The sequence below is a fragment of the Streptomyces sp. TRM64462 genome, from assembly GCF_013362995.1.
Lineage (GTDB): Bacteria > Actinomycetota > Actinomycetes > Streptomycetales > Streptomycetaceae > Streptomyces.
Genome location: NZ_JABWDV010000409.1, coordinates 1 through 24543, shown reverse-complemented (window position 1 = coordinate 24543; position 24543 = coordinate 1). Strand labels below are relative to the sequence as shown.

Annotated in this window: 22 protein-coding genes and 2 pseudogenes; 9 read left to right on the top strand and 15 right to left on the bottom strand. The window is 71.0% G+C overall.

From position 1 onward, the window contains the following. Positions 1-381 precede the first annotated feature (381 nt). Positions 382-1194: a DUF402 domain-containing protein gene (locus tag HTZ82_RS24870; RefSeq protein WP_175411658.1), complete on the bottom strand. Its 813-nt coding sequence runs from the start codon at positions 1192-1194 to the stop codon at positions 382-384. Between the two features lie 83 nt (positions 1195-1277). Next, positions 1278-2678 (bottom strand): aspartate ammonia-lyase, encoded by a 1401-nt coding sequence (locus HTZ82_RS24865; RefSeq protein ID WP_175411657.1) that lies wholly within the window; start codon positions 2676-2678, stop codon positions 1278-1280. 106 nt (positions 2679-2784) lie between these two features. Here HTZ82_RS24865 and HTZ82_RS24860 point away from each other — a divergent pair, with 106 nt between their 5' ends. Both HTZ82_RS24860 and HTZ82_RS24855 read left to right on the top strand, forming a co-directional pair. Beyond that, positions 2785-4341 (top strand): ricin-type beta-trefoil lectin domain protein, encoded by a 1557-nt coding sequence (locus HTZ82_RS24860; RefSeq protein ID WP_175411656.1) that lies wholly within the window; start codon positions 2785-2787, stop codon positions 4339-4341. 159 nt (positions 4342-4500) lie between these two features. Next, positions 4501-5007 (top strand): dirigent protein, encoded by a 507-nt coding sequence (locus HTZ82_RS24855; protein ID WP_175411655.1) that lies wholly within the window; start codon positions 4501-4503, stop codon positions 5005-5007. Positions 5008-5047: 40 nt separating this feature from the next. Here the strand turns inward: HTZ82_RS24855 and HTZ82_RS24850 are convergent, their stop codons facing one another. After that, on the bottom strand, positions 5048-6712 hold the full coding sequence (locus HTZ82_RS24850; RefSeq protein WP_175411654.1) for a fumarate hydratase: 1665 nt from the start codon (positions 6710-6712) through the stop codon (positions 5048-5050). A 147-nt stretch (positions 6713-6859) separates the two neighbouring features. Here HTZ82_RS24850 and HTZ82_RS24845 point away from each other — a divergent pair, with 147 nt between their 5' ends. Together HTZ82_RS24845 and HTZ82_RS24840 are read left to right on the top strand one after the other, a co-directional pair. After that, positions 6860-7573 (top strand): DUF1707 domain-containing protein, encoded by a 714-nt coding sequence (locus HTZ82_RS24845; RefSeq protein ID WP_309235672.1) that lies wholly within the window; start codon positions 6860-6862, stop codon positions 7571-7573. A gap of 206 nt (positions 7574-7779) precedes the next feature. Next, positions 7780-8154, top strand: a complete 375-nt coding sequence (locus HTZ82_RS24840; RefSeq protein WP_149184190.1) for a WhiB family transcriptional regulator — start codon at positions 7780-7782, stop codon at positions 8152-8154. A gap of 150 nt (positions 8155-8304) precedes the next feature. Here the strand turns inward: HTZ82_RS24840 and glpX are convergent, their stop codons facing one another. Next, positions 8305-9336 (bottom strand): class II fructose-bisphosphatase, encoded by a 1032-nt coding sequence (gene glpX, locus HTZ82_RS24835; protein WP_175411653.1) that lies wholly within the window; start codon positions 9334-9336, stop codon positions 8305-8307. Positions 9337-9463: 127 nt separating this feature from the next. On the opposite strand from glpX, the gene HTZ82_RS24830 reads away from it, so the two are divergent. Next, a complete protein-coding gene (locus HTZ82_RS24830) occupies positions 9464-9994 on the top strand; it encodes a DUF4245 domain-containing protein (RefSeq protein ID WP_309235671.1) in 531 nt (176 codons plus the stop codon). 258 nt (positions 9995-10252) lie between these two features. On the opposite strand, the gene HTZ82_RS24825 is transcribed toward HTZ82_RS24830, so the two are convergent. From HTZ82_RS24825 to xseA, 3 genes are all read right to left on the bottom strand, one after another. Then, entirely contained in the window at positions 10253-10843 is a 591-nt protein-coding gene (locus HTZ82_RS24825) for a malonic semialdehyde reductase (protein ID WP_175411652.1), read from the bottom strand. 162 nt (positions 10844-11005) lie between these two features. Continuing rightward, a complete protein-coding gene (locus HTZ82_RS24820) occupies positions 11006-11311 on the bottom strand; it encodes an exodeoxyribonuclease VII small subunit (RefSeq protein ID WP_217624541.1) in 306 nt (101 codons plus the stop codon). Positions 11312-11321: 10 nt separating this feature from the next. Further along, entirely contained in the window at positions 11322-12557 is a 1236-nt protein-coding gene (xseA, locus tag HTZ82_RS24815) for an exodeoxyribonuclease VII large subunit (protein WP_175411651.1), read from the bottom strand. Between the two features lie 162 nt (positions 12558-12719). Here xseA and HTZ82_RS24810 point away from each other — a divergent pair, with 162 nt between their 5' ends. Continuing rightward, positions 12720-13706, top strand: coding sequence for a 4-hydroxy-3-methylbut-2-enyl diphosphate reductase (locus HTZ82_RS24810; RefSeq protein WP_375540859.1), 987 nt, complete (start codon positions 12720-12722; stop codon positions 13704-13706). A 71-nt stretch (positions 13707-13777) separates the two neighbouring features. Continuing rightward, positions 13778-14518 (top strand): polyphosphate--glucose phosphotransferase, encoded by a 741-nt coding sequence (gene ppgK / locus HTZ82_RS24805; RefSeq protein ID WP_175411649.1) that lies wholly within the window; start codon positions 13778-13780, stop codon positions 14516-14518. 2 nt (positions 14519-14520) lie between these two features. Here ppgK and HTZ82_RS24800 read toward each other — a convergent pair whose 3' ends face one another. Next, positions 14521-15171, bottom strand: coding sequence for a DUF6542 domain-containing protein (locus HTZ82_RS24800; protein WP_175411648.1), 651 nt, complete (start codon positions 15169-15171; stop codon positions 14521-14523). Positions 15172-15380: 209 nt separating this feature from the next. Here HTZ82_RS24800 and ychF point away from each other — a divergent pair, with 209 nt between their 5' ends. Beyond that, the gene (gene ychF / locus HTZ82_RS24795) at positions 15381-16469 is read left to right on the top strand and encodes a redox-regulated ATPase YchF (protein WP_175411647.1); all 1089 of its coding nucleotides are present in this window, start codon (positions 15381-15383) and stop codon (positions 16467-16469) included. Between the two features lie 133 nt (positions 16470-16602). Here ychF and HTZ82_RS24790 read toward each other — a convergent pair whose 3' ends face one another. From HTZ82_RS24790 to HTZ82_RS24765, 6 genes are all read right to left on the bottom strand, one after another. Next, a complete protein-coding gene (locus HTZ82_RS24790) occupies positions 16603-16866 on the bottom strand; it encodes a type II toxin-antitoxin system RelE/ParE family toxin (RefSeq protein WP_175411646.1) in 264 nt (87 codons plus the stop codon). Continuing rightward, on the bottom strand, positions 16859-17128 hold the full coding sequence (locus tag HTZ82_RS24785) for a type II toxin-antitoxin system Phd/YefM family antitoxin (RefSeq protein WP_100828042.1): 270 nt from the start codon (positions 17126-17128) through the stop codon (positions 16859-16861). The genes HTZ82_RS24790 and HTZ82_RS24785 overlap by 8 nt, the downstream gene beginning before the upstream one ends. A gap of 411 nt (positions 17129-17539) precedes the next feature. Continuing rightward, a complete protein-coding gene (locus HTZ82_RS24780) occupies positions 17540-18892 on the bottom strand; it encodes a hypothetical protein (protein ID WP_175411645.1) in 1353 nt (450 codons plus the stop codon). After that, positions 18889-20874, bottom strand: a complete 1986-nt coding sequence (locus HTZ82_RS24775) for a hypothetical protein (RefSeq protein WP_175411644.1) — start codon at positions 20872-20874, stop codon at positions 18889-18891. Before HTZ82_RS24775 ends, HTZ82_RS24780 begins: the two co-directional genes overlap by 4 nt. Continuing rightward, complete coding sequence (locus HTZ82_RS24770; RefSeq protein ID WP_175411643.1) at positions 20871-21665, bottom strand: TIR domain-containing protein; 795 nt, start codon at positions 21663-21665, stop codon at positions 20871-20873. Before HTZ82_RS24770 ends, HTZ82_RS24775 begins: the two co-directional genes overlap by 4 nt. 316 nt (positions 21666-21981) lie before the next feature. After that, on the bottom strand, positions 21982-23226 hold the full coding sequence (locus HTZ82_RS24765; RefSeq protein WP_175411642.1) for a helix-turn-helix domain-containing protein: 1245 nt from the start codon (positions 23224-23226) through the stop codon (positions 21982-21984). A gap of 402 nt (positions 23227-23628) precedes the next feature. On the opposite strand from HTZ82_RS24765, the pseudogene HTZ82_RS24760 reads away from it, so the two are divergent. Beyond that, positions 23629-24234 (top strand): annotated as a pseudogene (locus tag HTZ82_RS24760) (DUF234 domain-containing protein); the annotation flags it as partial. Between the two features lie 104 nt (positions 24235-24338). Here the strand turns inward: HTZ82_RS24760 and HTZ82_RS24755 are convergent. Further along, positions 24339-24543: pseudogene (locus HTZ82_RS24755) on the bottom strand (IS5/IS1182 family transposase); the annotation flags it as partial.

The window sequence follows — 24543 nt, the reverse complement described above, 5'->3', positions numbered from 1 at the left end:
GTGCGAGGGCGCCGTGGCGGCCGGCGGCGTGTGCGCCTCGGCCTGCTCGTGGGCCTCTCGCCGCGGCCGGGCACGTTCCTGCGGGCGGGCAGCGAGCGGCTGCCGGCCTTCGTGGGAGGTGGGATGCTCCGTCACGCGTGGGATTCCGTCCGTCCGGGCCGGTGGGGCGATGCGATCGCTCTGTCAGGTGCTGTACCCGCTCTGGGAGCGCCGTCGACAAGGGACGAGGGATCCGTGCGCACGTCCGGCACGGCTCCACCCCCTCGTAGATGACTTACGGTCAGTTCGTGTCCTGTGCTCGGGCGTTACTGCTGGCGGACCGCGGCGGGCGTCCGGCGGAGGACGATCCTACGGTTACCCCCCAGGGGCGCATCAAGGGTCTCATGGAGCCGTGTGCGCCGGGGTGCGATCCCAGTCGGCCGGCAGCTCCGGGACCGTCCAGCGCGGGTCGGGCCGCCAGTCCTCCCAGCGGTCCGCGAACGGCGCCCCCCAGGCCCGGATCACCTCGACCGCCGCGTCCCCGGCCTGCCGTACGCGCCGTGCCTGCCGCGCGTCCATGAGACCGGCGCGCTGCGCCTGCGCGAACTCGTCCTCGTCCCGCCACAGCCAACTGCGGTCCGGGTACACCGAGATGTCGAGGAAGTGGTCCTCGGAGTCCACGCCTCCGGACCACCGTACGCGCGGCGCCTCCAGGTTGACGTACCAGCTCCGGAACACCCAGCCGCGGTCCCAGAACAGCCACACCGACCACGGGTCGGCCGGGCGGGCCAGCTTCAGCACGCCCATGCCGGTCCAGTGCGCGCGCGTGGTGGTGCGGGGCGCGGTGTAGCGGGTGGCGAGGGGCTCGTCGTGGACGGGGGAGCCGTCGAGCAGCACGGGCTTGACGCACTCGGTGCCGGGCGCCATCCAGACGGCGAGCAGGTCGTCGGTGTCCTGGACGACGGTCACGGGCCGGCAGATGTGGACGTGGCCGTCGCCGTTGTCCCGGTACCGCCACAGGATCCGGTCGCCCGGCGCCCACCGCGCGGCGCGGAGGCCCGCGCGGACGCCGTCGCGTGCGGCGCTGCCCGCCGTGCCGTTCGTACCCGAACCAGTGCCGGAATGCGTACCCGTACCCGTACCCGTACCCGTACCCGTGCCCGTACCTGTACTCGTACCCGACCCCTGCCCTGTCCCTGCCGTCTCCGCTGTCATGCGCAGATCTTAGGGGTGCGCCGGGCCGTACGTCCGCGATCCAGGTCACGGGCGAAGGCCGCCCGGCGCACGGTCACCGCAGGTCAGGGGCGGGTCATGCGCAGGACGTCGAGCGCCTCGTCGAGCTGTTCGACCGTGAGGTCGCCCCGCTCCACGTACCCCGCCTCCAGCACCACCTGCCGGATCGTCTTGCGTTCGGCCAGCGACCGCTTCGCGACCTTCGCGGCCTCCTCGTAGCCGATGTACCGGTTGAGCGGCGTGACGACGGACGGCGACGACTCGGCGTACTCGCGGGCCCGCTCCGCGTTCGCCGTGATCCCGTCGACCGTACGGTCCGCCAGCAGCCGCGCCGCGTTGGCGAGGAGCCGCACCGACTCCAGCAGGTTCTTGGCCATGACCGGGAGCATCACGTTCAGCTCGAAGTTCCCGGCGGCACCGGCCGTCGCGACCGTCGTGTCGTTGCCGACGACCTGCGCGGCGACCATCAGAACCGCCTCGGGAACCACCGGGTTGACCTTGCCCGGCATGATCGAGGAGCCGGGCTGGAGGTCCGGGAGATTGATTTCGGCCAGACCGGTGCGCGGGCCCGACGCCATCCAGCGCAGGTCGTTCGCGATCTTGGTGAGGGACACCGCGACCGTACGGAGCTGCCCGGACGTCTCCACGAGCCCGTCCCGCGCGCCCTGCGCCTCGAAGTGGTCGCGGGCCTCGGTCAGCGGCAGCCCGGTGGCGCGCGCGACCTCGGCGATGACGGCCGCCGAGAAGCCGGGCGGCGTGTTGATGCCCGTACCGACCGCCGTACCGCCCAGCGGCAGTTCGGCCAGGCGCGGCAGCGCGGCCCGCAGCCGCTCGACCCCGTACGCGATCTGCGCCGCGTAGCCGCCGAACTCCTGGCCGAGTGTCACGGGCGTCGCGTCCATCAGATGCGTACGCCCCGACTTCACGACGTCCGCGAATTCGGCCGATTTCCGACCCAGGGACGTGGCGAGATGTTCCAGGGCCGGGATCAGGTCACCGGTCACGGCGGCGGTGGCCGCGATGTGGATGGACGACGGGAAGACGTCGTTGGACGACTGCGACGCGTTGACGTGGTCGTTCGGGTGCACGGCGGGCGCGCCGCCGAGGCGCTCGGTGGCCAGCGTGGCGAGCACCTCGTTCATGTTCATGTTGGACGAGGTGCCGGAGCCCGTCTGGAAGACGTCCACGGGGAAGTGGTCGTCCCAGCGCCCCTCCGCGACCTCGCCGGCGGCCTCCTGGACGGCCCGCGCGATGTCCGCGTCCAGGACGCCGAGTTCCGCGTTCACCTTGGCGGCCGCCGCCTTGATCCTGGCCAGGGCCGCGATGTGGGCGCGCTCCAGGCGCTGCCCGGAGACCGGGAAGTTCTCCACCGCCCGCTGGGTCTGCGCCCGCCACTTGGCGTGCGCGGGGACCCGCACCTCACCCATCGAGTCGTGCTCGGTCCGGTACTCGCCTGCGTCGGTCATCGTCCCAACCTCCTCGGAAAAGGTGAGCACTTGTCTTGTTCGATCTATTCCCAAGTGCTTTACCGGCCAGTAAAAACCGTGGGTAACCCCACTTCCAGGAGGCGCAATGGCGCGCACCAGACTGAGAGTCAGATGTACGGTCGCGGCGGCCGCCGCGTTCGCGGCCGCCCTCGGCGGGCTGACCGCCGCACCGGCGGCGGCCACAGCGGCGGCCACAGCGGCCGGCACGTCGGCCGGCACGTCACAGGCCGTCAGTTCCGTACCCCTGCCGGCCGAGCTGGAGGCGATCCGCGCGGCCGAGGCCACCGCCCTGTACGGCAGCCCCGCCGAACGCCCGCTCGACCAGCGCAAGAGCGCGCTGATCTCGCTCGGCGACAGCGAGATCTCCGGCGAGGGCGTCGGCACCTACGAGCCCGGCACGGACGGCCCCGACAACTGGTGCCACCGCTCACCGGACGCCGCCGTCCACCGCACCGGCATCCCCGCCGACGTCACGTACAACGTCGCCTGCTCCGGCGCGTCCACCGCCAACATCCGCATCGGCGGCTCGAAGCAGTACGCGGACGAGCTCGTCCAGAGCGACAGCCTGGCCGTCAAGGCCCGCAACACCCGCATCAAGATGGTCCTGCTGGTCGCCGGCGCCAACGACGACCTCCAGTTCGGCCCCGTGATGACGGACTGCGTCACGCGCTACGTCCTCCTCCAGGGCCCGTGCGAGCCGAAGTACGCGCCCGGCTGGCAGTCCCGCGTCGACGGCCTCGTCCCGAAGGTCGAGCAGACCGTCCGCGACCTGCGGACCGTCATGCGCGACGCCGGGTACGGGGACGGCGACTACAAGCTCGTCGTGATGAGCTACCCCAGCCCCATCGGCCCCGACTTCCGCGACAACCCGAACTTCCCCGGCAAACTCGCCTGCGGCGGCCTCGGCTACGACTCCGACACCGTCTGGGGCCGCAACACCGCCGTCCCCGCCTTCGAGCGCGGCGTCCGCGCGGCGGCCGCGAACACGGGCGCGACGTACCTCGACGCCTCCCGGCTCTTCCACGGCCGCGAGGTCTGCATGGACGAGACGTGGGCGCGCGGCCTGTACATCGACGTCACCAAGTTCCCCTGGGACGAGAACTCCGTCCGCCAGTCCTTCCACCCCAACAAGGGCGGCCACGGCGCCTTCGCCTCCTGCCTCACGCAGCTCTACGCGGCGGGCGTGCGCGAGGCGAGCTGCGCCGACCCGGCGTCCACGGGCAGGCCGGTGCTGGTGCCGGGCGCCTGGGACGACAAGTTCCGGCCACTGCGCGGCGAGGCGACCGGCAACTGCGTCGACGTCACGGCCTCCACCACCCGTAACGGCACGGCGGTTATCGGCTGGGACTGCCACGGCGGCCGCAACCAGGACTGGTGGTACGACACCGAGCGCGGCTCGCTCCACACCGCGCTCACCCACGACCGCTGCCTCGACGTGCCGGCCGCCCGCTACGAGGCGGGGGCGGCGCTGATCGTGTGGAACTGCTCGGGCGCGGCGAACCAGAAGTTCGTACGGACCGGTGACACCCTGCGCCCGTCCGCCGCCCAGCACCTGTGCGTGACGCTGGCCGCCCCCAAGGACCCGCTGCGGCTCCAGCCGTGCGCGTCCGGCGCGGGCGCGGCGAACCAGCGCTTCGCGTGAGAGCCCGGGCGTGACCGCCCGTCCGTGACCGCCCGGGAGTGATTGCCCGGGAGTGATTGCCCGGGCGTGATCGCTCGGGCGTGGACGGGCGGACCGGCGGCCACGGTCGGACAATGAGAAGCGTGCCGAGGGGGACCCCCACTCCACAGGAGGCAGCACATGTCCCGCCACTACAGGAGGGCGGGTGCGCTCGGCGCCGCCGTGGTCGCCGCAGTCGCCTTCGCCACCCCGGCCTCCGCCGGCCCCGCCCAGCCCGCCGACGACCCCGACTTCACCCTGTTCGCCAAGGAGGTCACCAGCGATGAGGGCGCGGAACCCCAGCCGACCGCGCCACCCGCCGCCGGTGACACCTTCTCCTTCGCCAGCGACCTCTTCCGCAGCAAGGGCGGCGAGAAGGTCGGCCGGGACGGCGTGACCTGCACCGTGGTGCGCCAGACCGAGCAGGGCGGGGACATCATGTGCGTCGGCACCTTCGTCCTGACCGGCGATCCCGCCGGTCAGATCACCGGCCAGACGCTGACGGCGTTCAGCCTGACGGAGGAGGGGCCCGCCGAGTTCGAGATCGCCGTCACCGGCGGAACCGGCGACTTCCAGGACGCTCGCGGTTACATCAACGCCACCGAGGACGGCGACCACGAGCGCCTGGACTTCCACCTCACCGGCTGACCGCAGCGGCCACCCGTACGGCCCGTGCGGGGCCTGGCCCTTACAGGCCCGGGCCCCGCACCGGGATCGACGTGAAGGTCGGCGCCGGCGCCGGGTCCTTGAAGAAGTCGTTGCCCTTGTCGTCCACGACGATGAACGCCGGGAAGTCCTCGACCTCGATCTTCCAGACCGCCTCCATGCCGAGCTCCTCGTACTCGACGACCTCGACCTTCTTGATGCAGTCCTGCGCCAGCCGGGCCGCGGGGCCGCCGATGGAGCCCAGGTAGAAGCCGCCGTGCGTGCCGCACGCGTCCGTCACCTGCTGCGAGCGGTTGCCCTTGGCCAGCATGACCTTCGAGCCGCCCGCCGCCTGGAACTGCTCCACGTACGAGTCCATGCGCCCGGCCGTCGTCGGGCCGAACGACCCGGAGGCGTACCCCTCGGGCGTCTTGGCGGGACCGGCGTAGTAGACCGGGTGGTCCTTCAGGTACTGCGGCATCTCCTCGCCCGCGTCCAGCCGCTCCTTGATCTTGGCGTGCGCGATGTCGCGCGCCACGACCAGCGGGCCCGTCAACGACAGCCGGGTCTTGACCGGGTACTTGGTGAGCTCGGCGAGGATGTCGTCCATCGGCTGGTTCAGGTCGATGCGTACGACGTCACCCGCCTCGTCGAGATGCTCGTCCGTCGTGTCCGGCAGGAAGCGCGCCGGGTCGGTCTCCAGCTGCTCCAGGAAGACGCCCTCGGCGGTGATCTTCGCGACGGCCTGGCGGTCGGCCGAGCAGGACACGGCGATCGCGACGGGCAGCGAGGCGCCGTGGCGCGGCAGCCGCACCACGCGGACGTCGTGACAGAAGTACTTGCCGCCGAACTGCGCGCCGATGCCGATCTTCTGCGTCAGCTCGAAGACCTTCTTCTCCAGCTCCTCGTCACGGAAGCCGTGGCCCAGCTCCGAACCCTCGGAGGGCAGCGCGTCCAGGTAGTGCGCGGAGGCGTACTTGGCGGTCTTCAGCGCGTACTCGGCGGAGGTGCCGCCGACCACGATCGCCAGGTGGTAGGGCGGGCACGCGGCAGTACCGAGCGAGCGGATCTTCTCCTCCAGGAACTTCATCATGGAGGCCTCGTTGAGGACCGCCTTGGTCTCCTGGTAGAGGAACGACTTGTTGGCCGAGCCGCCGCCCTTGGCCATGAACAGGAACTTGTAGGCGCCGCCGTCCGTCGCGTACAGCTCGATCTGCGCGGGGAGGTTGGAGCCGGTGTTCTTCTCCTCCCACATGGTGAGCGGAGCCATCTGCGAGTAGCGCAGGTTGAGCCTGGTGTACGCGTCGTAGATGCCGCGCGACAGGGCCTTCTCGTCCTCGCCCTCGGTCAGCACGTTCTGTCCGCGCTTGCCCATGACGATGGCCGTGCCGGTGTCCTGGCACATGGGCAGCACGCCGGCGGCGGCGATGTTGGCGTTCTTGAGCAGGTCCAGCGCCACGAACTTGTCGTTCGACGACGCCTCGGGGTCGTCGATGATCTTGCGGAGCTGCGCGAGGTGCGCCGGCCGCAGATAGTGCTGGATGTCGTGGACGGCCTCCTCGGCCAGCTTGCGCAGTGCCTCCGGCTCGACCTTGAGGAACGTCCGGCCGTCGGCCTCGAAGGTGGACACACCCTCCGAGGTCACCAGGCGGTAGGGCGTGGTGTCCTCTCCCAGCGGGAGCAGATCGGAGTACGCAAACTCTGGCATGACGGCCATTCCTCACTCGGCAGACAGCGGCGCGGCCTCCTTCGGCAACGCGTCCACAAGCGTAGAACGCCACGGAGGGCGCGATCCTGTGAGGTAAGGCTCATCCCGCTCTAGTCGCGATCTATCGCGTTTCGCTACGCTGGGCCGGTGGACCTCGAAAAGCAGCCCTCGCAGCCCTCGCAACCGCCGCCGCCCTCGCAGCCCCAGAAGCAGCCGGCCGCCCCCGCGATGCGGGCGTCGGACGCCGACCGTGACCGGATCGCGGACATCCTCCGCGAGGCCCTGGCCGAGGGGCGGCTCGACGCCGAGGAGCACGCGGAGCGCGTCGACGCCGTCTACCGCGCCAAGACGCTGGGCGAGCTGGAGCCGCTGGTGGCCGACCTGCCCGCACCCGGGACGCACCGGCAGACCGCCGCGGCGCCGCGCGCGTACGGGTACGCTCCCGCCGGCGCGGCCGGCGAGGCCGGCGGGCAGGCGGAGAAGCTGATCGCGGTGTTCTCCAGCAACACCCGCGGCGGCCGCTGGCGCATCGGCCCCAGGACCACGGCGTTCTCGCTCTTCGGCAACATCGAGATCGACCTCACCGAAGCCACCTTCACGCAGCGGCTGACCACCATCAACGCCACCTCGATCTTCGGCAACGTCGAGGTGTACGTCCCCGAGAACATCACCCTGCGCGGCAACGGCACGGGCGTACTCGGCAACTTCGAGGTGGTCAGCCTGGAGGCGCCCGACCCGGAGGCGCCGGTCGTGGTTCTCAACGGCTACTCGGTGCTCGGGAACGTCGAGGCCCGGCCCCGGCGGGGCAAGTGGATCAAGGACCTGCTCCCCGGCGGCCTGCGCAAGCACCTGGGCCACTGAACTCCCGCGCCCGGTGCGGCCGTTCCGTACCGCCTCCACACCGTTTCCGCCCCGTCTCCGCACCGTCGACTTTCGGCCGACCCGCGTTCCGCCCCCTGGAACCTCACGCCACGCAGTGCATAGGCGTGCGCACAGCGGGTAGGGCTTGCTGCATCGTCTCCCTCGCTCGCGTAAGCCCTCGCGTAAGCCGTCGTCAGGAGTAGACCGTGCTGCAACTGCCGCATCAGCCCCTCCAGATCGCCGCCGTCCCGTCCCAGCGCGTCCCGGCGCGAGAGGACGAGGCCGGCCCGTGGCACACGGAGGCGGTGTGCCGCCGCGACGAAGCGGGACTGTTCTTCGCGCCGTCGAAGGAGCCGACGGCCGCCCGGCTCGCCCGCGAGGAGGCCGCCAAGCGCGTGTGCGCCCGCTGCCCCGTCATGGTCGAGTGCCGCGAGCACGCCCTGCTCCAGCCGGAGCCGTACGGGGTGTGGGGCGGCCTCACGGCCGCGGAGCGGCGCGTGGTGCTGGCCCGCCGCCGGCGCCGCGAGATGGAACTGAAGAAGGCCGCGTCGGCCGGCCAGCAGATCGCCGCCGCCGGCTGACCGGCCGGTCGGCACAGGGCGGCAGCGGCTGCGGGTCCACGGCACGGCCCGTACGAGGAGGGGCGCTCCCACCGCACTGGGAGCGCCCCTCCTCGTCGTATCCGCCGTACTGCCTCAGGTCCGTCCGGCCGGCCCGTCTCCTTGGCCGGTTTACTTGGCTCGGTCGAAGTCGATCTGGCTGTACGCGCGCAGCTTCGACAGCCGGTGCGTCGAGTCGATCTGCCGGATCGTGCCCGACTTCGAGCGCATGACGAGCGACGACGTCGTGGCGGTCTCCGCCCGGTAGCGGACACCACGCAGCAGCTCGCCGTCGGTGATGCCGGTCGCGACGAAGAACACGTTGTCGCCGCGCACCAGGTCGTCCGTCATCAGGACCCGGTCCAGGTCGTGGCCCGCGTCCAGCGCGCGCCCGCGCTCCTCGTCGTCCTTCGGCCACAGCTTGCCCTGGATGACACCGCCCAGGCACTTGATCGCGCAGGCGCTGATGATGCCCTCGGGCGTACCGCCGATGCCCATGAGCAGGTCCACGCCGGTGCCCTCGCGGACCGCCATGATGGAACCGGCCACATCGCCATCCGAGATGAACTTGATACGGGCGCCGGTCTCGCGGATCTCCTTGACGATGCCCTCGTGGCGGGGGCGGTCCAGGATGACCACGGTGACGTCCTCGGGCGCGGACTTCTTCGCCTTGGCGACCCGCCGGATGTTCACGGAGACGGGCGCGTCGATGTCGACGTAGTCGGCGGCCTCGGGGCCGGTGACCAGCTTGTCCATGTAGAAGACCGCGGACGGGTCGAACATGGAGCCGCGGTCGGCGGCGGCCAGGACGGCGATCGCGTTGGGCATGCCCTTCGCGGTGAGCGTGGTGCCGTCGATCGGGTCCACGGCGATGTCGCACTCGGCGCCCGTGCCGTCACCGACACGCTCGCCGTTGAACAGCATCGGTGCCTCGTCCTTCTCGCCTTCGCCGATGACGACGACGCCGTTCATCGAGACGGTGGAGACGAGGGTGCGCATGGCGCGTACCGCGGCGCCGTCCGCGCCGTTCTTGTCCCCGCGGCCGACCCAGCGGCCGGCCGCCATCGCGGCGGCCTCGGTGACCCGGACCAGTTCCAGGGCCAGGTTGCGGTCGGGGGCCTCGGGGGAGACCTCGAGCTCGGACGGCAGATGATGCTCGGTCATCGGAGCGCACCTTTCTGTACGGCGACGGCCGGTGGTGAAGAGGGTGCTGCGACTCTATCGGTAGGTCGACAAATTGAGCAGAGGGGCCCACGTATGAGCACGCCAGGCTGATGCGACCATAGGGGGCGTGGCAGGTATGCGAGGCAAGCAGACGGTGCGCGGGATGTTCCAGTCGATGACGGTCATCTGCGCTGTCGCGGCAGTGATCTATTTCTTCGTCCCGCACGACGAGAACGCGGACCCGATCCAGCCCGTCGACTACAGCGTCGAGCTGACGACGGCGCAGCGCGCCGCGCCGTACCCGATCGTCGCGCCCGAGGGCCTGGCGGAGGGCTGGCGGCCGACGTCGGTGTCGTACAACCGCGCGGAGAACGACGCCTGGCACCTCGGCTATCTGACGCCGGAGCGCGAGTACGTCGCGGTCGAGCAGTCGACGGCGCCGGCCGACAAGTACATCGCCCAGGTCAGCCACGGCGCCAAGGACACCGGGAAGACGCAGCAGGTCGCCGGGCGGGCGTGGCAGCGCTGGGAGGGCGAGAAGTACGACGCGCTCGTCCTGCGCGAGCCGGGCGTGACCACGGTGGTCACCGGCACGGCGCCCTTCGGGCAGCTCGGCGAGATGGCGGCGGCCCTGAAGGCGACGCAGCCCAAGGGCTGACGGCATTTCCGGGGCGACCCCCAAACCCCCGGCAGCGGGCGGCTCGGCATGGGCGCGGAACGAAGGCGCTGCCGAGCGCGGCACGAAGGCGGCGCTGAGCGCGCGGCACGAAGGCGGCCCCGGGCACCAGGGGGACTGTGTTTCCCGGGGGACGACCCCCGGACCCCCGGCAGGGGGCGGCCCCGGGCGCGGCACGAAGGCGGCCCCGGGCACCAGGGGGGATGGTGCTCGGGGCCGCCGGTTCGTGGGGCGCGGGCCTCAGACGGTGGTGACGACCTCGTCGTAGGCGAGCCGCGGCGAGCGCGGGTACGCGGCGGCCTCGCCCGGCCTGCCGATGTTGACGACCATCAGCGGGGTGTGGTCGCCGTCCAGGAACTCCTTCTGGACGGCGCCGAAGTCGAACCCGGTCATCGGACCGGCGGCGAGCCCGGCGGCGCGGACGCCGACGATGAAGTACGCGGCCTGGAGCGCGGCGTTCATCCCGGCGGCGGCCTCGCGGACCGGGCGCTCGCTGAAGAACACGTCCTTGGCCTGCGGGAACACCGGGAACAGCTTCGGGAGCTCCTCGTGGAACTCGTTGTCCGCCGCCAGGATCGCGGTGAGCGGCGCGCTCGCGGTCTTGGCCTGGTTGCCCTCGGCCATCAGCGGGACCAGGCGCTCGCGGGCCTCGGCCGAGCGGACGAGGACGATGCGCAGCGGCGTCTGGTTGAACGCGGTGGGGCCGTACTTGACCAGGTCGTAGATCGCCTGGACCTGCTCCTCGGTCACCGGCTCGTCGGTGAACGTGTTCGCGGTGCGGGCCTCGCGGAAGAGGAGGTCCTGGGCGGCGGGGTCGAGGACGAGCGACATGCGGGGTCTTACCTTCCGAGCGACGTGCGGGGGTATCGCGGGGCGATGTGTCCACCGTACGCCGAGATAGATGAAGGTTCAACTAAAGCGGGGGTGTCCCAGGTCACCCGCCTGCCTCAAGGGGTTCCGGGGTTCCGGGGTCCGCGTCCCGCCCCGTCCGTCCTACTCCTCGTCCACGTCCGCGTGCTCCGAGGCCAGCGCCGCGTCCAGCCGGGCCCGCGCACCCTCCAGCCAGTGGCGGCACACCTTCGCCAGCTCCTCGCCCCGCTCCCAGAGCGCGAGCGACTCCTCCAGCGTCGTGCCGCCCGCCTCAAGACGCCGCACGACGTCGATCAGCTCGTCCCGCGCCTGCTCGTACCCGAGCGCCGTGCCGTTCCCGGCCACGGCCCCCGCCCCGTTGCCGGCCCCCGCCCCGTCCCCGGGCTCCGTCACCGTCGTCGCCGCCGCGTCCGTCGTATTGGCTGCCATGTCCTCCACCCTACGGTCGGGGTCCGACAACGCCGTCGCCGTCCACGCGCCGTACCGTGAACGATCCGGCCGCCACCCGGGCCCTCAGCTCCTCGTCATCCGCCACGTCCTCCGGCGACCGCACCACCGCCCCGTCCGCGCGCTGCAGCACCGCGTACCCGCGCTCCAGGGTCGCGGCGGGCGACAGCGCCACCACGCGCGCGTGCGTATGGGTCAGCTCCGAGTCGGCCCGGTCCAGCAGATGCCCCAGCACCCGCCGGCTCCGCGCCAGCAGCGCCTCGACCTGCACCTCCCGCTCCTCCACCATGCGCTGCGGGTGCTCCATCACCGGCCGGGCCAGCGCGTGCGCCAGGCCCCGCTCCTCCCGCTCCAGCAGCCCCCGTACGCAGCGCAGCGCCCGGTCCCGCAGGGCCCGCACCCGCTCCAGCTCCTCGCCCACGTCCGGCACGACCTTCTTCGCCGCGTCGGTCGGCGTCGCCGCCCGCAGATCCGCCACCAGGTCCAGCAGCGGCGAGTCCGGCTCGTGCCCGATCGCCGACACCACCGGCGTACGGCACGCCGCCACCGCCCGTACGAGCTGCTCGTCAGAGAACGGCAGCAGGTCCTCCACGCTGCCGCCGCCGCGCGCCACGATGATCACGTCCACGTGGCTCAGCTCGTCCAGCTCCTTGACGGCCTGCACCACCTGCGGCACCGCGTGGACACCCTGCACCGCCACGTTCCGCACCTCGAAGCGCACCGCCGGCCAGCGCCGCCGCGCGACCTCCAGCACGTCACGCTCCGCCGCCGACGCCCGCCCGCACACCAGGCCGATGAGCTGCGGCAGGAACGGCAGCGGCCGCTTCCGGTCCGCCGCGAACAACCCCTCCGCGCCGAGCGTCCGCTTAAGCTGCTCCAGGCGCGCCAGCAGCTCCCCGATGCCGACCGGCCTTATCTCCGCCGCCCGCAGCGACAGCTGCCCGCGCGGCGCGTACCACTCCGGCTTCGCGTACACGACCACGCGCGCGCCCTCGGACACCACGTCCGCCACCGCGTCGAACACCTGCCGGTAGCACGTCACGCTCACCGAGATGTCGTACGACGGGTCGCGCAGCGTCAGGAACACGACCCCGGCACCCGGCCGCCGCGACAACTGGGTGATCTGACCCTCCACCCAGACGGCCCCGAGCCGGTCGATCCACCCCCCGATGAGCCGCGACACCTCACCGACGGGCAGGGGAGCTTCGGCAGACGTAGACAGAGGCATACGGGGAGCGTACGCGCCACCGCCGACAACACGGAGAGGTCCGGCAGCTGGCGTGCGAGGCTCCGAAGACACCGACCGGGCACCGTTCGGGCGCCGAACCGTCACCGGCACGACCTCGTGGGGGATCTTCGACCCGGTCCGCCCACCCTTACGATGGGGGACATGACTCCTACGCCTCCTGCCCGCCGGGTCCTCCTTGCCGCTCCTCGTGGCTACTGCGCGGGCGTGGACCGCGCCGTGATCGCCGTGGAGAAGGCGCTGGAGCAGTACGGCGCGCCCATCTACGTCCGGCACGAGATCGTCCACAACAAGTACGTCGTGCAGACCCTGGAGAAGAAGGGCGCGATCTTCGTCGACGAGACGGCGGAGGTCCCCGAGGGGTCCATCGTCATGTTCTCGGCGCACGGCGTCGCCCCGATCGTGCACGAGGAGGCCGCCGAGCGGAAGCTCGCGACGATCGACGCGACCTGCCCGCTGGTCACCAAGGTCCACAAGGAGGCCGTCCGGTTCGCCAAGGAGGACTACGACATCCTCCTCATCGGCCACGAGGGCCACGAGGAGGTCATCGGCACCTCCGGCGAGGCCCCCGACCACATCCAGCTCGTCGACGGCCCGTCCGACGTCGAGAAGGTCGAGGTCCGCGACCCCTCCAAGGTCGTGTGGCTCTCCCAGACGACCCTCTCCGTCGACGAGACGATGGAGACGGTCGACGCGCTGAAGGAGAAGTTCCCGCAGCTCATCTCGCCGCCCAGCGACGACATCTGCTACGCCACGCAGAACCGCCAGCTCGCCGTGAAGCAGATGGGCGCGGAGGCGGACCTGGTCATCGTGGTCGGCTCCCGCAACTCGTCGAACTCCAAGCGGCTGGTCGAGGTCGCCAAGCTGGCCGGCGCCCGCGAGGCGTACCTGGTGGACTTCGCCGACGAGATCGAGGAGGCGTGGCTGGAGGGCGACGTCTCCACGGTCGGTGTCACGTCGGGCGCGTCGGTGCCGGAGGTGCTGGTGGAGGGCGTCCTGGAGTGGCTGGCGCAGCGCGGCTTCGAGGACGTCGAGATCGTGAAGGCGGCCGAGGAGTCGATCACGTTCTCGCTGCCGAAGGAGCTGCGGCGCGACCTGCGCGCGGAGGCATCGGCACTGAGCAACCGCTGAGAAACCGCTGACCACCCTCTGACCGGGCGGTAACCCGGTGACTGTCAGCGTCGCCCCGTAACGTTGTGTCCATGAACGTCTTCGGAGTGGACATCGGCGGGTCGGGGATCAAGGGCGCTCCCGTGGACCTGGACCGCGGCGATCTGGCCGAGCCCCGTCACAAGGTACTGACCCCGCAGCCCGCGACGCCTTCGGACGTCGCGGGCTGCGTCGCCGAGGTCGTGGGGCACTTCGGCTGGTCGGGGCCGGTGGGCGTGACCTTCCCCGGAGTGGTGACCGGCTCCACGATCCGTACGGCGGCGAACGTCGACAAGGCGTGGATCGGCGTGGACGCGGCGGTGCTGCTGGGCGAGCGGCTGGGCGGCCTGCCGGTGACGGTGCTGAACGACGCGGACGCGGCGGGCATCGCCGAGATGACGCACGGCGCGGGCCGCGGCCGGAAGGGCACGGTGATCGTGCTGACGTTCGGTACGGGTATCGGCAGCGCCGTCTTCATCGACGGCCACCTCGTGCCGAACACCGAGCTGGGCCATCTGGAGCTGAACGGCAAGGAGGCGGAGAAGCACGCCGCCACGAAGGCCAAGGACGACAAGGACCTGAGCTGGCAGGAGTGGGCGCACCGGGTGCGGAAGTACCTGGCGCACCTGGAGATGCTGTTCTCGCCGGAGCTGTTCGTCGTCGGGGGCGGGGTGAGCCGGAAGGCGGACAAGTTCCTGCCGCTGATCAAGAACGTACGCGCCGAGATCGTTCCGGCGCACCTGCAGAACAACGCGGGCATCGTCGGCGCGGCGATGGCGACGACGGCCCGCTGAGGTCAGGGGCGGCGCGGCGGTGCGGGCCGGGGGGCCGAGGCAGCGGCGGCGCGCTGGCGGCGGCTCATCAGCCGCACCTTCCGTACGCAGGTGATGAGCCCGGCCACGAGCGTCCCGCCGTACAGCCACCCGGCGTGCACGGCGAGCGCGGTGACCACGGCCATGGTCTGGCCGCCGACCCCGCCCTCACCGCCCGAGATGGGGATGACGCCGACGGCGAAGGCGATCGGCACGCTGATGGGCGCGGTGACGAGGTCGGCGGCCCGTACCCAGAGGGCCGTGAGTGCGCTGACGGGCAGGAAGAGCAGCCCGTACGCGAGGGGGGAGCCGTCGAGGAGCAGCCAGTCGAGGAAGCCGACGACCAGCATCACGGCGCACGCGAAGAGCCCGGCGCCGAGGCCGGTGAGCCGCGGGTTGGGCGGCCGCCGCAGTCTCCGCAGCCGCCGCAGGGCGAGCACGACGGGCGGCACTGGCCGGCGGACGGGGCGGGCACCGGGCGGGGTGCCGGGCGGGGTGCCGGGCCGACCGGAGGTCCGGCCTCCGGGGCGTGGGCGGACGGCCGCGCCCTCGGCGAGCGGCGCGGCGCCCTGCGGCAGGACCGGGGACTGCGGCTGCCGCGGACGCCGAGGGGGACTGCTCCTGTGCTGCTCCACGGGGACAACGTAGGCCGGGCGGAGCAGGAAAACCGGGATGGGACACACCTTTGGGCCGGACCTTGGCGCGAAGTAACCACGACACACCACCCCACACCCACCCCACACCCACCGCACAGCCCTCGCCGGCCCGCCCGTGGCTGCCCGCGCCGACACGCCCGTAAACTGGTGGATCGGCCCACCCCACCCACACTCAGGAAGTCGCCAACGTGTCGCTCACGATCGGAATCGTCGGTCTGCCGAATGTCGGCAAGTCGACCCTGTTCAACGCCCTGACCAAGAACGACGTCCTGGCGGCCAACTACCCCTTCGCCACGATCGAGCCGAACGTCGGCGTGGTGGGCGTTCCCGACACCCGCCTGGCGAAGCTGGCGGAGATCTTCGGCTCGCAGCGCATCCTCCCGGCGACGGTCGACTTCGTCGACATCGCGGGCATCGTGCGCGGCGCGAGCGAGGGTGAGGGCCTGGGCAACAAGTTCCTCGCGAACATCCGCGAGTCGGACGCGATCTGCCAGGTCATCCGCGCTTTCCGGGACGAGAACGTCGTGCACGTCGACGGCAAGGTCTCGCCGAAGGACGACATCGAGACGATCAACACCGAGCTGATCCTCGCCGACCTCCAGACCATCGAGAAGGTCCTCCCGCGCCTCCAGAAGGAGTCCCGGATCAAGAAGGACGTGGCGCCGAAGGTGGCCGCGGTCGAGGCGGCCAAGGAGATCCTGGAGCGCGGCGACACGCTCTTCTCCGAGGGCATCGTCCAGGGCAGCGAGAAGGCGGAGCTCCTCCACGACCTGCACCTCCTCACCACGAAGCCGTTCCTCTACGTCTTCAACGTCGACGAGGACGAGCTCACCGACGACGCCTTCAAGGACGAACAGCGCGCCCTGGTCGCCCCGGCGGAGGCGATCTTCCTCAACGCCAAGCTGGAGGCGGACCTCGCCGAGCTGGACGAGGAGGACGCCCTGGAGCTCCTCCAGTCCGTCGGCGCCGAGGAGCCCGGCCTGGCGACCCTGGCCCGCGTCGGCTTCGACACCCTGGGCCTCCAGACCTACCTGACGGCCGGCCCGAAGGAATCCCGCGCCTGGACCATCAAGAAGGGCGCCACGGCCCCGGAGGCGGCCGGCGTGATCCACACCGACTTCCAGAAGGGCTTCATCAAGGCGGAGGTCATCTCCTTCGACGACCTGGTCGAGACGGGCTCGGTCGCGGAGGCCCGGTCCAAGGGCAAGGCCCGCATGGAGGGCAAGGACTACGTCATGCAGGACGGCGACGTGGTGGAGTTCCGCTTCAACGTGTAGTGGGCGACATAGCGCCACTTCGCTGATCTGGCAAACATGCAGGTCAGAAGGGGCCGGGCTCGTGGGGGCCCGGCCCCTTCATCGATCCCGTGCTGGATCGGTGCTGGATTTTCTGAGCTGATGTCAGGCGTGCTCAGGTGTCGTAGACGGTGGAGCGATGGCCGACGTGCACGACCCACACCACCAGCTCACCGTTGTCGATCGTGTAGATCACGCGGTAGTCGCCCACCCGTAGGCGGCGCCGGTCGGGCTGGGAGACCATGGCCGTGGTGTTGAACCCCAGCGGGTCGCTCTCCAGCTCGGTCAGCTTGGCCAGAATGCGGAGGGCCATGTCTCGCGGGACCTTGCGGAGCTCGGCCTGAGCCTCGGGTCGGAAGACGGTGCGGTACTCACTCACTGCGCGCCAGCGTCTCCCTCATGATGTCCTCGATCGGGATGCCGGGTGCCGGGTTGGCCATGCGCTCGTCGATGATTCGGTTGATCTCGCGCTCTTCCCACTCCTGGTACTTCCGGAGCACTTCGATGGACACCACGGCAGCCACCTGCTTGCCTCGGCGCGTGATCACCGTGGGCACGTCGTCGCGGTCAGCCCGCTCGACGACCTCGGCCAGGTGTGCCCGGACATCGCGGATGGACTCTATGGGCAGCGGCTGTGTCATGCGCACAAGAGTACCGAGTGTCGCATGTGTACACAACGGCTCCTTGTCGCGCTCCGGGGGTGCTGGGTGAACCGCAACCGTGCTGGATCGGTGCTGGATGCGATCATTGAAAGGCGCGTCTTCGCAGGTGGCAGACCACCACGTGGATGATCTGCCACTGCAGATCAGAAGGGTCCGACCTTGCGAGGGCGGGGCCCCATCGGCCACACCGATTGGATAGAGCTCGGTCGCCGTGACAGCCCACCACGGCGACTTGAGCTCGTTCGTCTCCCGCTCCCCCTCCTCCCCGCCTTTGCCCGGACCAGTGTCCCAGCGAGTGTTGGTCTTGCCTGGGTCTCGGCGGCAGGAGAGGACTTCCCCCGCCGCGGTGTGCGGTGCAGGGGAGCCTCGGAGAGCCGAGCGCCTACCGGGTCAGCTCCCGTCCGCGTCGTCCTCATCCCGTGCGCGAGGCGCCGTGGGCGGGTTCGGGCTGTGCGAGGTGTCCCAGAAATACGGGGGTGTCATGTCGTCCCCGCTCGTCTCCCGCCAGTCTTGGTTCCGTTCGCCCGCGCAGCTCTCTGCCGCCCCTGGTGTGAATATGCCTGCACCGGCATCCGGGTCCGCACCCGCGTGGGTGAACGGCGAGCCCTCTGGGGTTGGGAAGCGCGGCGACCAGGGACTTGTGGTTTCCCCCTCGCCCGAAGGTCCACTCTCCGGTCCCTCGCCCCCACCCTCGTCGGGCGCCGGCAGAAGAGTCCGCGTGATTTCCTCGGCGGCCTCGTCCAGCCCGGCTGCTTCCAGGCTCCGCACCACACGGTGCACGAACACCGTGTACTCGTCCATGTCCGGCTTCAGGCCCACCGCCGCCAGCAACAGAAGCAGCCGATCCGAAACCCCTACTTCCTCCTCGCGGTCGAACGTCCCTCCTCGCTGGCCGTATCCGTCCCACAGCGGGCCCCCGGCGGTCGCTTCGCTCCGCGCGCCTGCGGCCGGGACGAGCAGGTGGCGGAAGAGCTCGGGCACCTCCTCGTCGTTGGCCGCCGCCGCGATCTGGGCGAGCGGGCCGATCATGTCGACCGCCTTCTCGATTTCGTTCTCATGACGGGTCAGCCACCACACCACCGCGCTGCCCGCGCTCTTGAGCACGTCGTCACCCAGGTAGCGCCGCTTGTTGCGCTCGTGCTGACGCTCGTACTCCCAGATCTCCTCGTCCTTGCGAAGGTCGTTCAACTTTCGCAGGCGCTCCCGGTCGGCAGGGGCGAGGGCCAGCGTCACATCGGCCGCCAGTGCCATCACTCGTCCGCTCCGGTCCGGGAGCGGGACGCCCAGCTCCCCCTCCAGGAGATGCCGGGCAAAACTGGCCCGGCCAGGTTCCTCGCGGCAGACGACCTCCAGGGCCCGGCTGACGACCGAGGACACGGCGAGGGCCGGTGAGGCGCCGTCGGACCGGTCGGCGTGGTCGGGGACCGGCCTCCACCACACGGTGGCGGAGAAGAGGAAGTCGTAGCCGTCCGCCGCGCTCGGCAGTGCTGCGTCGACCACCCTCGCCTCCTGGTACGGCTGCTCCGTCGGCGCGGCAGGCGGCTCAGGTTCCCCGGGCCCGTACGGATCCGCCGATGCCCGGCCACCGCTGAGGACCGTCATCACGAGCAGCAGGGAACCCGATGCGGTGACCATGGACAAGAAGCCCCACAGCCATGCCGACCAGTGCAGGAGGTTTCCGAGCACGGCCGGCGCGAGGCCGCAGAGAGCGACGAACAGCAGGCTGGGAAAGCGGTGTTTCATCGTGCCTCTTCCGTGGTCCGTGGTCCGGCGCCCGCACGCTTCGTACTCTCCGTGCGGGCGTACTGCATGTGATCGATGTGCTGCCAGAAGAGGGCGGCGACGGCCGCCCGGGGCGGGTGGCGCGCGGGCCCCGCCCAGTCGCAGGCGATGGTGTAGAGGCGGTGGAGAGCGGCCGTGCGGCCGTGCGTGGCCCCGACGATTCCGCGCAGCGCCATCTCCCGCGGACTGTCGCCGGCCACGGCGTTCAGCCAGCTACTCACCAGCGGGTTCCAGAGCTCCGTCGGCGGCTGGGAGAAAACCGTCTCCCAGCCCAGGATCAGGTCCGGCCACGGCGGCGGGTCCGGTGCCCGTTCGCTCTTCAACAGCTCAGCGAGCAGCCGAAGATGGGGCTCCACCCCGTGCGGCTCCCGACGCGCCCGGTCCCGCACGCGGTCGATCAGCAGCCGGTAGAGCCGACGCTCGCGGCCGGCGAGGTCGAGAAGGGCCTCCCGGGCCTCGCGCGCCGCCTCCCCCTTACGTACGGCGAGGTAGTGGAGCCGCACTATCGCCTGATCCGGGTGCGTCGTGCCGAGGCTCTGGAGGCAGGCGGTGGTCAGGACGCGGGCGAGACCGTCCGACAAGGGGCCGGATCTCGCGCACTCGTACATCCGCTTGCGGAACCATCCCCCGAACCTCTCGTGGCTGAGACCGAGTTCGAGGGCCGCCACGGCTCGCGGGTCGCAGGACGCCCCGGTCGCGCGGTCCGCCCAGCGCACCACGAGCTCGAAGAGGTGGTCGGGCCGCCCGACGGCCAGAGACCGCTCGCCGAAGCGGACGACGACGTTCACCCGGTCGTCGGTGGTCAGACCGCGCAGCCCGGCGGCACGACCGATCCAGTCTCTGAGGTCGTCGCGGACCCCGGGGAAGTTCGCCCAGAAGTACGTCCGTACCGCGTCGGCGTAGGCCAGCCGCCCGAAGCGGAGCCGTCCGTCCGGGTCCCGCTCGATCCCGAGCGCCGCCAACCGCTCCCCGAAATCCGTCCGCGCGAGCTCGGTCGTCGCCTCTTCCTCGTGCCTCACCGTCCTCATCAGGCCGTGCCACGCCTCGTAGACGGTGTCGGCGCGGGCCTCCTCGAACACCGCCGTCGCGAGCAGCAGGGCTCGCTCGGGCGCGGTGCGGACCGCGGCCACCTGTCGGCCCACCTCACCGGCGCGGTCGGTCACCGCGTGCATCGCCTGGTCGAGCCATGCCGCGAAGTCGGCGCCGAACCGGCCGCTGTCGCGAGCGGCCCTCACCAGCCCCGCGAGCCGCGCCAGTTCCCGCATGGGGGAGCGGTCGCACAGGCGCTGGAGGTCGGCGCTCCCCAGGTCCGCGGGGCGGAAGGCCATACGGTCCATGCGGAGGTAACGGGTGACGACGGCGACGCCCCGGGGGCGTCCCAGCGTCACCATGTGCGGTTCGAGGTCCGGCGCGTGGGCGTGCTCCATGCCCGACGGCAGGACGACGACCATGTGGGCCCCCGCCTCCTGGACCTGTGACCGGCGCACGGCCAGGCGGCGCTGGGCCTTGGCGTACGTCTCCTCGTCGGCGATCCCGGAGAGGTCGAGGAGGAAGCGGTCCCCCTCACGGGGGGCGAGAGGGTTCTCGTCCTTGTCCGTGGCGGGAAGCTCCTCGAACCGAACCCCCTCCTCGTCGGCGCCTCCGTCCTCACCGAACCCGTGCAGCAGCATGATCGCCGCGGCGCGGCGGCCGCTGCCGGGCGGAGCCTCCAGCAGCACCACCGATCCGGGCTTCTCCAGGCGGTCGGCGGCGACGCGGTAGCCCACCGGCGGAACGAACCGGTCGGCCAGGCGCACCCGGTCCTCACGGGCGATCCGGAGGGACTCGACCCCTTTGCGGATCATCCAGTCCGCGCCGACGCCGTAGAAGACGTACTGGTGCCCCTCGCCGTTGTTCACCGGGCCGCGCGGATCGTTGACGGTGACGCGGTCCTGCTCGGTCATCGTCCGTCGTCCGAGCGCCGGCGCTCGCGCTCGAAGCGCTGATGGACCGTACCGCTGTTGTCGCCCGCGGTGAACTGGATCCCGGTGTTGTCGCCCTGGAAGTGGGGAGCGTTGTACTGGTGGCCCCGACCGGTGTTCACCGGCCCCTGGGGCTCGTTGACGAAGGTGCCCGACAAGTCTCCGTTGAGGTTTCCGATGCCGCCGCGCACACGCTGCTCGACGTCGTGTGTCCGCATCCTGCTGTGCCCGGCATCCTTGGCCGACTTCTTGCGGGACTTCGTCTTTGCCCGCTCCCGCGCCGCACGGGCGTCGCGGTCCACCGAGCCCAGCTCGGGCAGCAGCCTGGCGAGGGCGTCGCCGAGCGCCGTCAGGTCCGACTCGGCGTTGCGGTGGTCGAACCGCCTGTACTGGCAGTCCGCCAGCTCCCGAAGGTCGTCCGGGAGGACGGCGCGGTCGATCCGCGTGGCCTTTCCGACGAGCACAGGGATCACCAGGATCCCGCGGTCGAGTGCGGTCTGGATCTCACGACGGGTCCAGTCCTGCTCGGCCTCTAGGGCGGGGCGGCCGTCGGCCCCCCGCACCTCCGCCCAGCGCGGGCCGATCACGGCGAGGAGCGCCTCGCACTCCTCCACCGCCCTGACCAGTTCCACCGGGAAGCGGTGTCCGAGATCGATCGAGTTGCTGGCGAAGAAGATCCGCTCGTCGCCGAACCGCCGCGCGAGTTCCCGAGCGATCATGGTCGCTGCGGATTCCTCATCGCCTGTGCGGTAGTTGACGAAGACATCGGGCATGAAGGACTCCTTCGTGTGAGGAAGACGGGAGACGGGGGAGAGGGGGGGTACGAGCGCGGGGGCTGCGGACCGGGCCTCTGAGGCCCGGTCCACCCGGGCCATGAGGTCCCGGCCGTGTGACGGCATGGCGCGTCCACGGGAGGGCGTACGGAGGGAGCTGCGCCGCCCGGTCCGTCACTGGTCGCGGTAGTCCGAAGAAGGCGGGCACGACGCGTCGGGCGCGGATCAGAAGTCCCGCCGAAATCGTGCGATGCAGAGGGACCGGGGAGTCCGGCGATCCGGGCGGCTCGAGCTGTTGTCGGTCGTGGAGCCGGTGTCAGTCGTGCGTGGGGGCGAGTGCCCGTGCCAGCGCCGGTTGCAGATCGCGTACGGCTCGGCTGCTTCGGAACCGGGAAAGTTCCCGCGCGAGACGACGGATATCGCTGTTCACCGTCGCCGAGGGCGCGGCCGGCATCAGTCCCAGAAGCTCCCCGGCGATCGTGCACGCGTGCTCGACCTCTCCGGAGGCGGCGTGGGCCAAGGACCTGCGGAAGCCGTACCGGGCACGGGTGCGCAGTGCGTGCGGCGGGAGGCGGCGGCACTCCCGGTCGAGGACCTCGGCGGCGGCCTTGGGGCGACCGAGGTCGTGCAGGCACCAGCCGGTCGTCATCGCCGCCGGATCGCTCACGTGGGTGGTGCCGATCACGGGCTCGGCGCCGCTGCGGGCATCGTCGCTGTCGAGCAGCTCCCGCGCTCTGTCGAGGCTGCGGAGGCAGTCGCTTTCGTCGCCGACGAGCGCGTGTCCCTGCGCCTCCCGCTGGGCCGCGAGTCCCCGGATGCGCGGCGGGAGTTCGTCGTGCTGGGCCCGGCGGGCCAGGGCGATAGTGCTCGCGGCGTCTCCGCCGTAGAGCGTGACCAGGGCGCGTCGCACGAGCGCGTAGGAACCGAGGTACGGATCACCCCCGGCGTGCGCCAGTTCGGCGGCCCCACCGGTCCAGCCGAGCGCGGCGTTGCTGTCCCCGGCCTCCTGGGCCATCCAGCCGGTGAACTCCGCGAACCGCGACGCGAGCAGGAGCACGGGGGCCCGAGTGGCGGACGGGGCGCCGGCGGCCAGCCCGGCGACCGTGCGCGTCTGTGCCTCCAGCAAGGGAAGCAGGACCCTCGGCGCGGTGGACTGGCCGAGCATTCGTAGCTGGTCGAACTGCGCTCGGAAGGAGGGAAGGAGGGGGACGGCGGCAGAGGACACCTGACCGCCGAGTGTCAGGCCGAGGTCGATCAGCGACCCCGTACCCGCCGCGAGGAGCGCCCGGCGCCCGACGAGCCAGAGACTCGAGGTGGCAGGCGTTTCGGTGGTGTCCGACTCGGTCTCGGGGCGGACGACCAAGCGTTGCAGCTGACCGTTCGCGACGAGGAAGGCGTCGCACCGCCGAGCCAGTTCGGGGGACGCGGAACGCTCCCCGCGCTCGACCTTGCTGAGGTGCCCCTTGTCGTAGTTGAGTGCCACCGAGAACTCGGTCAGAGTCAGTCCAGCTTCCTGCCGTAAGCGGCGAAGTTCCGGGCCAAAACGTAAAGTTGTGCTCATCCAACCTCCCCCTTGAACAGCGACCGTGAGAGCCGTGTGCCCTCACGGGGAGCTTTCGTTCGGCGTTCACTGGCCGACACGAAAACCGATGGCGAACACCCGTCGTGACGGAGCTGTTTCGCTTCGCATCTGAGAGCGAGTTTGGCACGAGGTGCGCCTCAAGAATCGGGGTTCGGCGGGGTTGCCCGTTGCCTCTTCTGTCCTCCGCTGTTCTCCGTCTGTTCCTTGCAGCGATTGGAGTCGGTCACGATCAGGACAAAATGATCGAGAATCTCAGGGGATGGGGAGCTGCAAGGGTGGCGGCAGGGTTTGGCGGGGAACGGCCTGGTCGGTGGGTGATGTTGACCGGGCGAGCGTGCTGATCACCGACGAGGTGCCGTCCTTGATGGATGCCGATGGCGACTGGTATCGGTCCAGCGCTCGCTGGCTGCCGAATTCCCTCCGCAGGCTCAGGCGTGTACGGTGCTGGCCGCCATCGGCAGTGGCGAGCGGACTTTCACCGACATCGCCCGTGCAGCCGGCACTGATCGTCGCTGCCAGCTGCCCGTTCGCTGCGTCCGCCGAAGGATCGCCGCTACCGGGTGACAGGTCCCTACCTGCGGTTTGGCTGCACCTGCTCGGCCCGTCCATGGAGGAGATCGAGCGGTGGCGGGGCGATCTGACCTTGGCGCGCATCCGGGAGAACTGGACCAGCTGGCGCGGCGGAGCCATCGAGCCCCTTGTGCGCGAGGCCCTGGCGTGTGTACTGCCCGATGACAGGCTGCCCGCGGCCCCCGCAGCGGGCGGCTACTGGACCCGTACCAACGACGTCGAGATCGATATCGTCGGGGCGGACCGCGCCCCATTGCCAAGGAACTGCTCTTCGCCGGCTCCCCCACGTGGCTGCGACAGTCGCCCTTCGAGCGGCACGACCTGGCAGCTCTCTATCGACACCAGGCCGCCCTCAGGCCGCGGACGTGGCGGAGAAGTCCCACGGACCTGGGCCCCCTTGGCGGCGCTGTTGTGTAGCGCTGGCGATCGTGAGTCTTCTCGTACTTCGTCGCGAATCCCGGGCTGCATTGGTGCTGGACTCCTGATCCGAGGTCAGGGGCGCCTAGGCCGTTTCTTTCGGATCATCTTGCCGACCAGATGAAGATGGCGGCGATGTGGAGTCCGGCGAGGTAGATGGTGGCGGTCTTGTCGTATCGAGTGGCCAGACCGCGCCACTGCTTGAGTTTGTTGATGCACCGCTCGACGGTGTTCCGCTGCTTGTAGGCCTCGGGGTCGAAGGCTGGCGGGCGGCCGCCCCGGCTGCCGAGGCGCTTGCGGTTGGCGGCC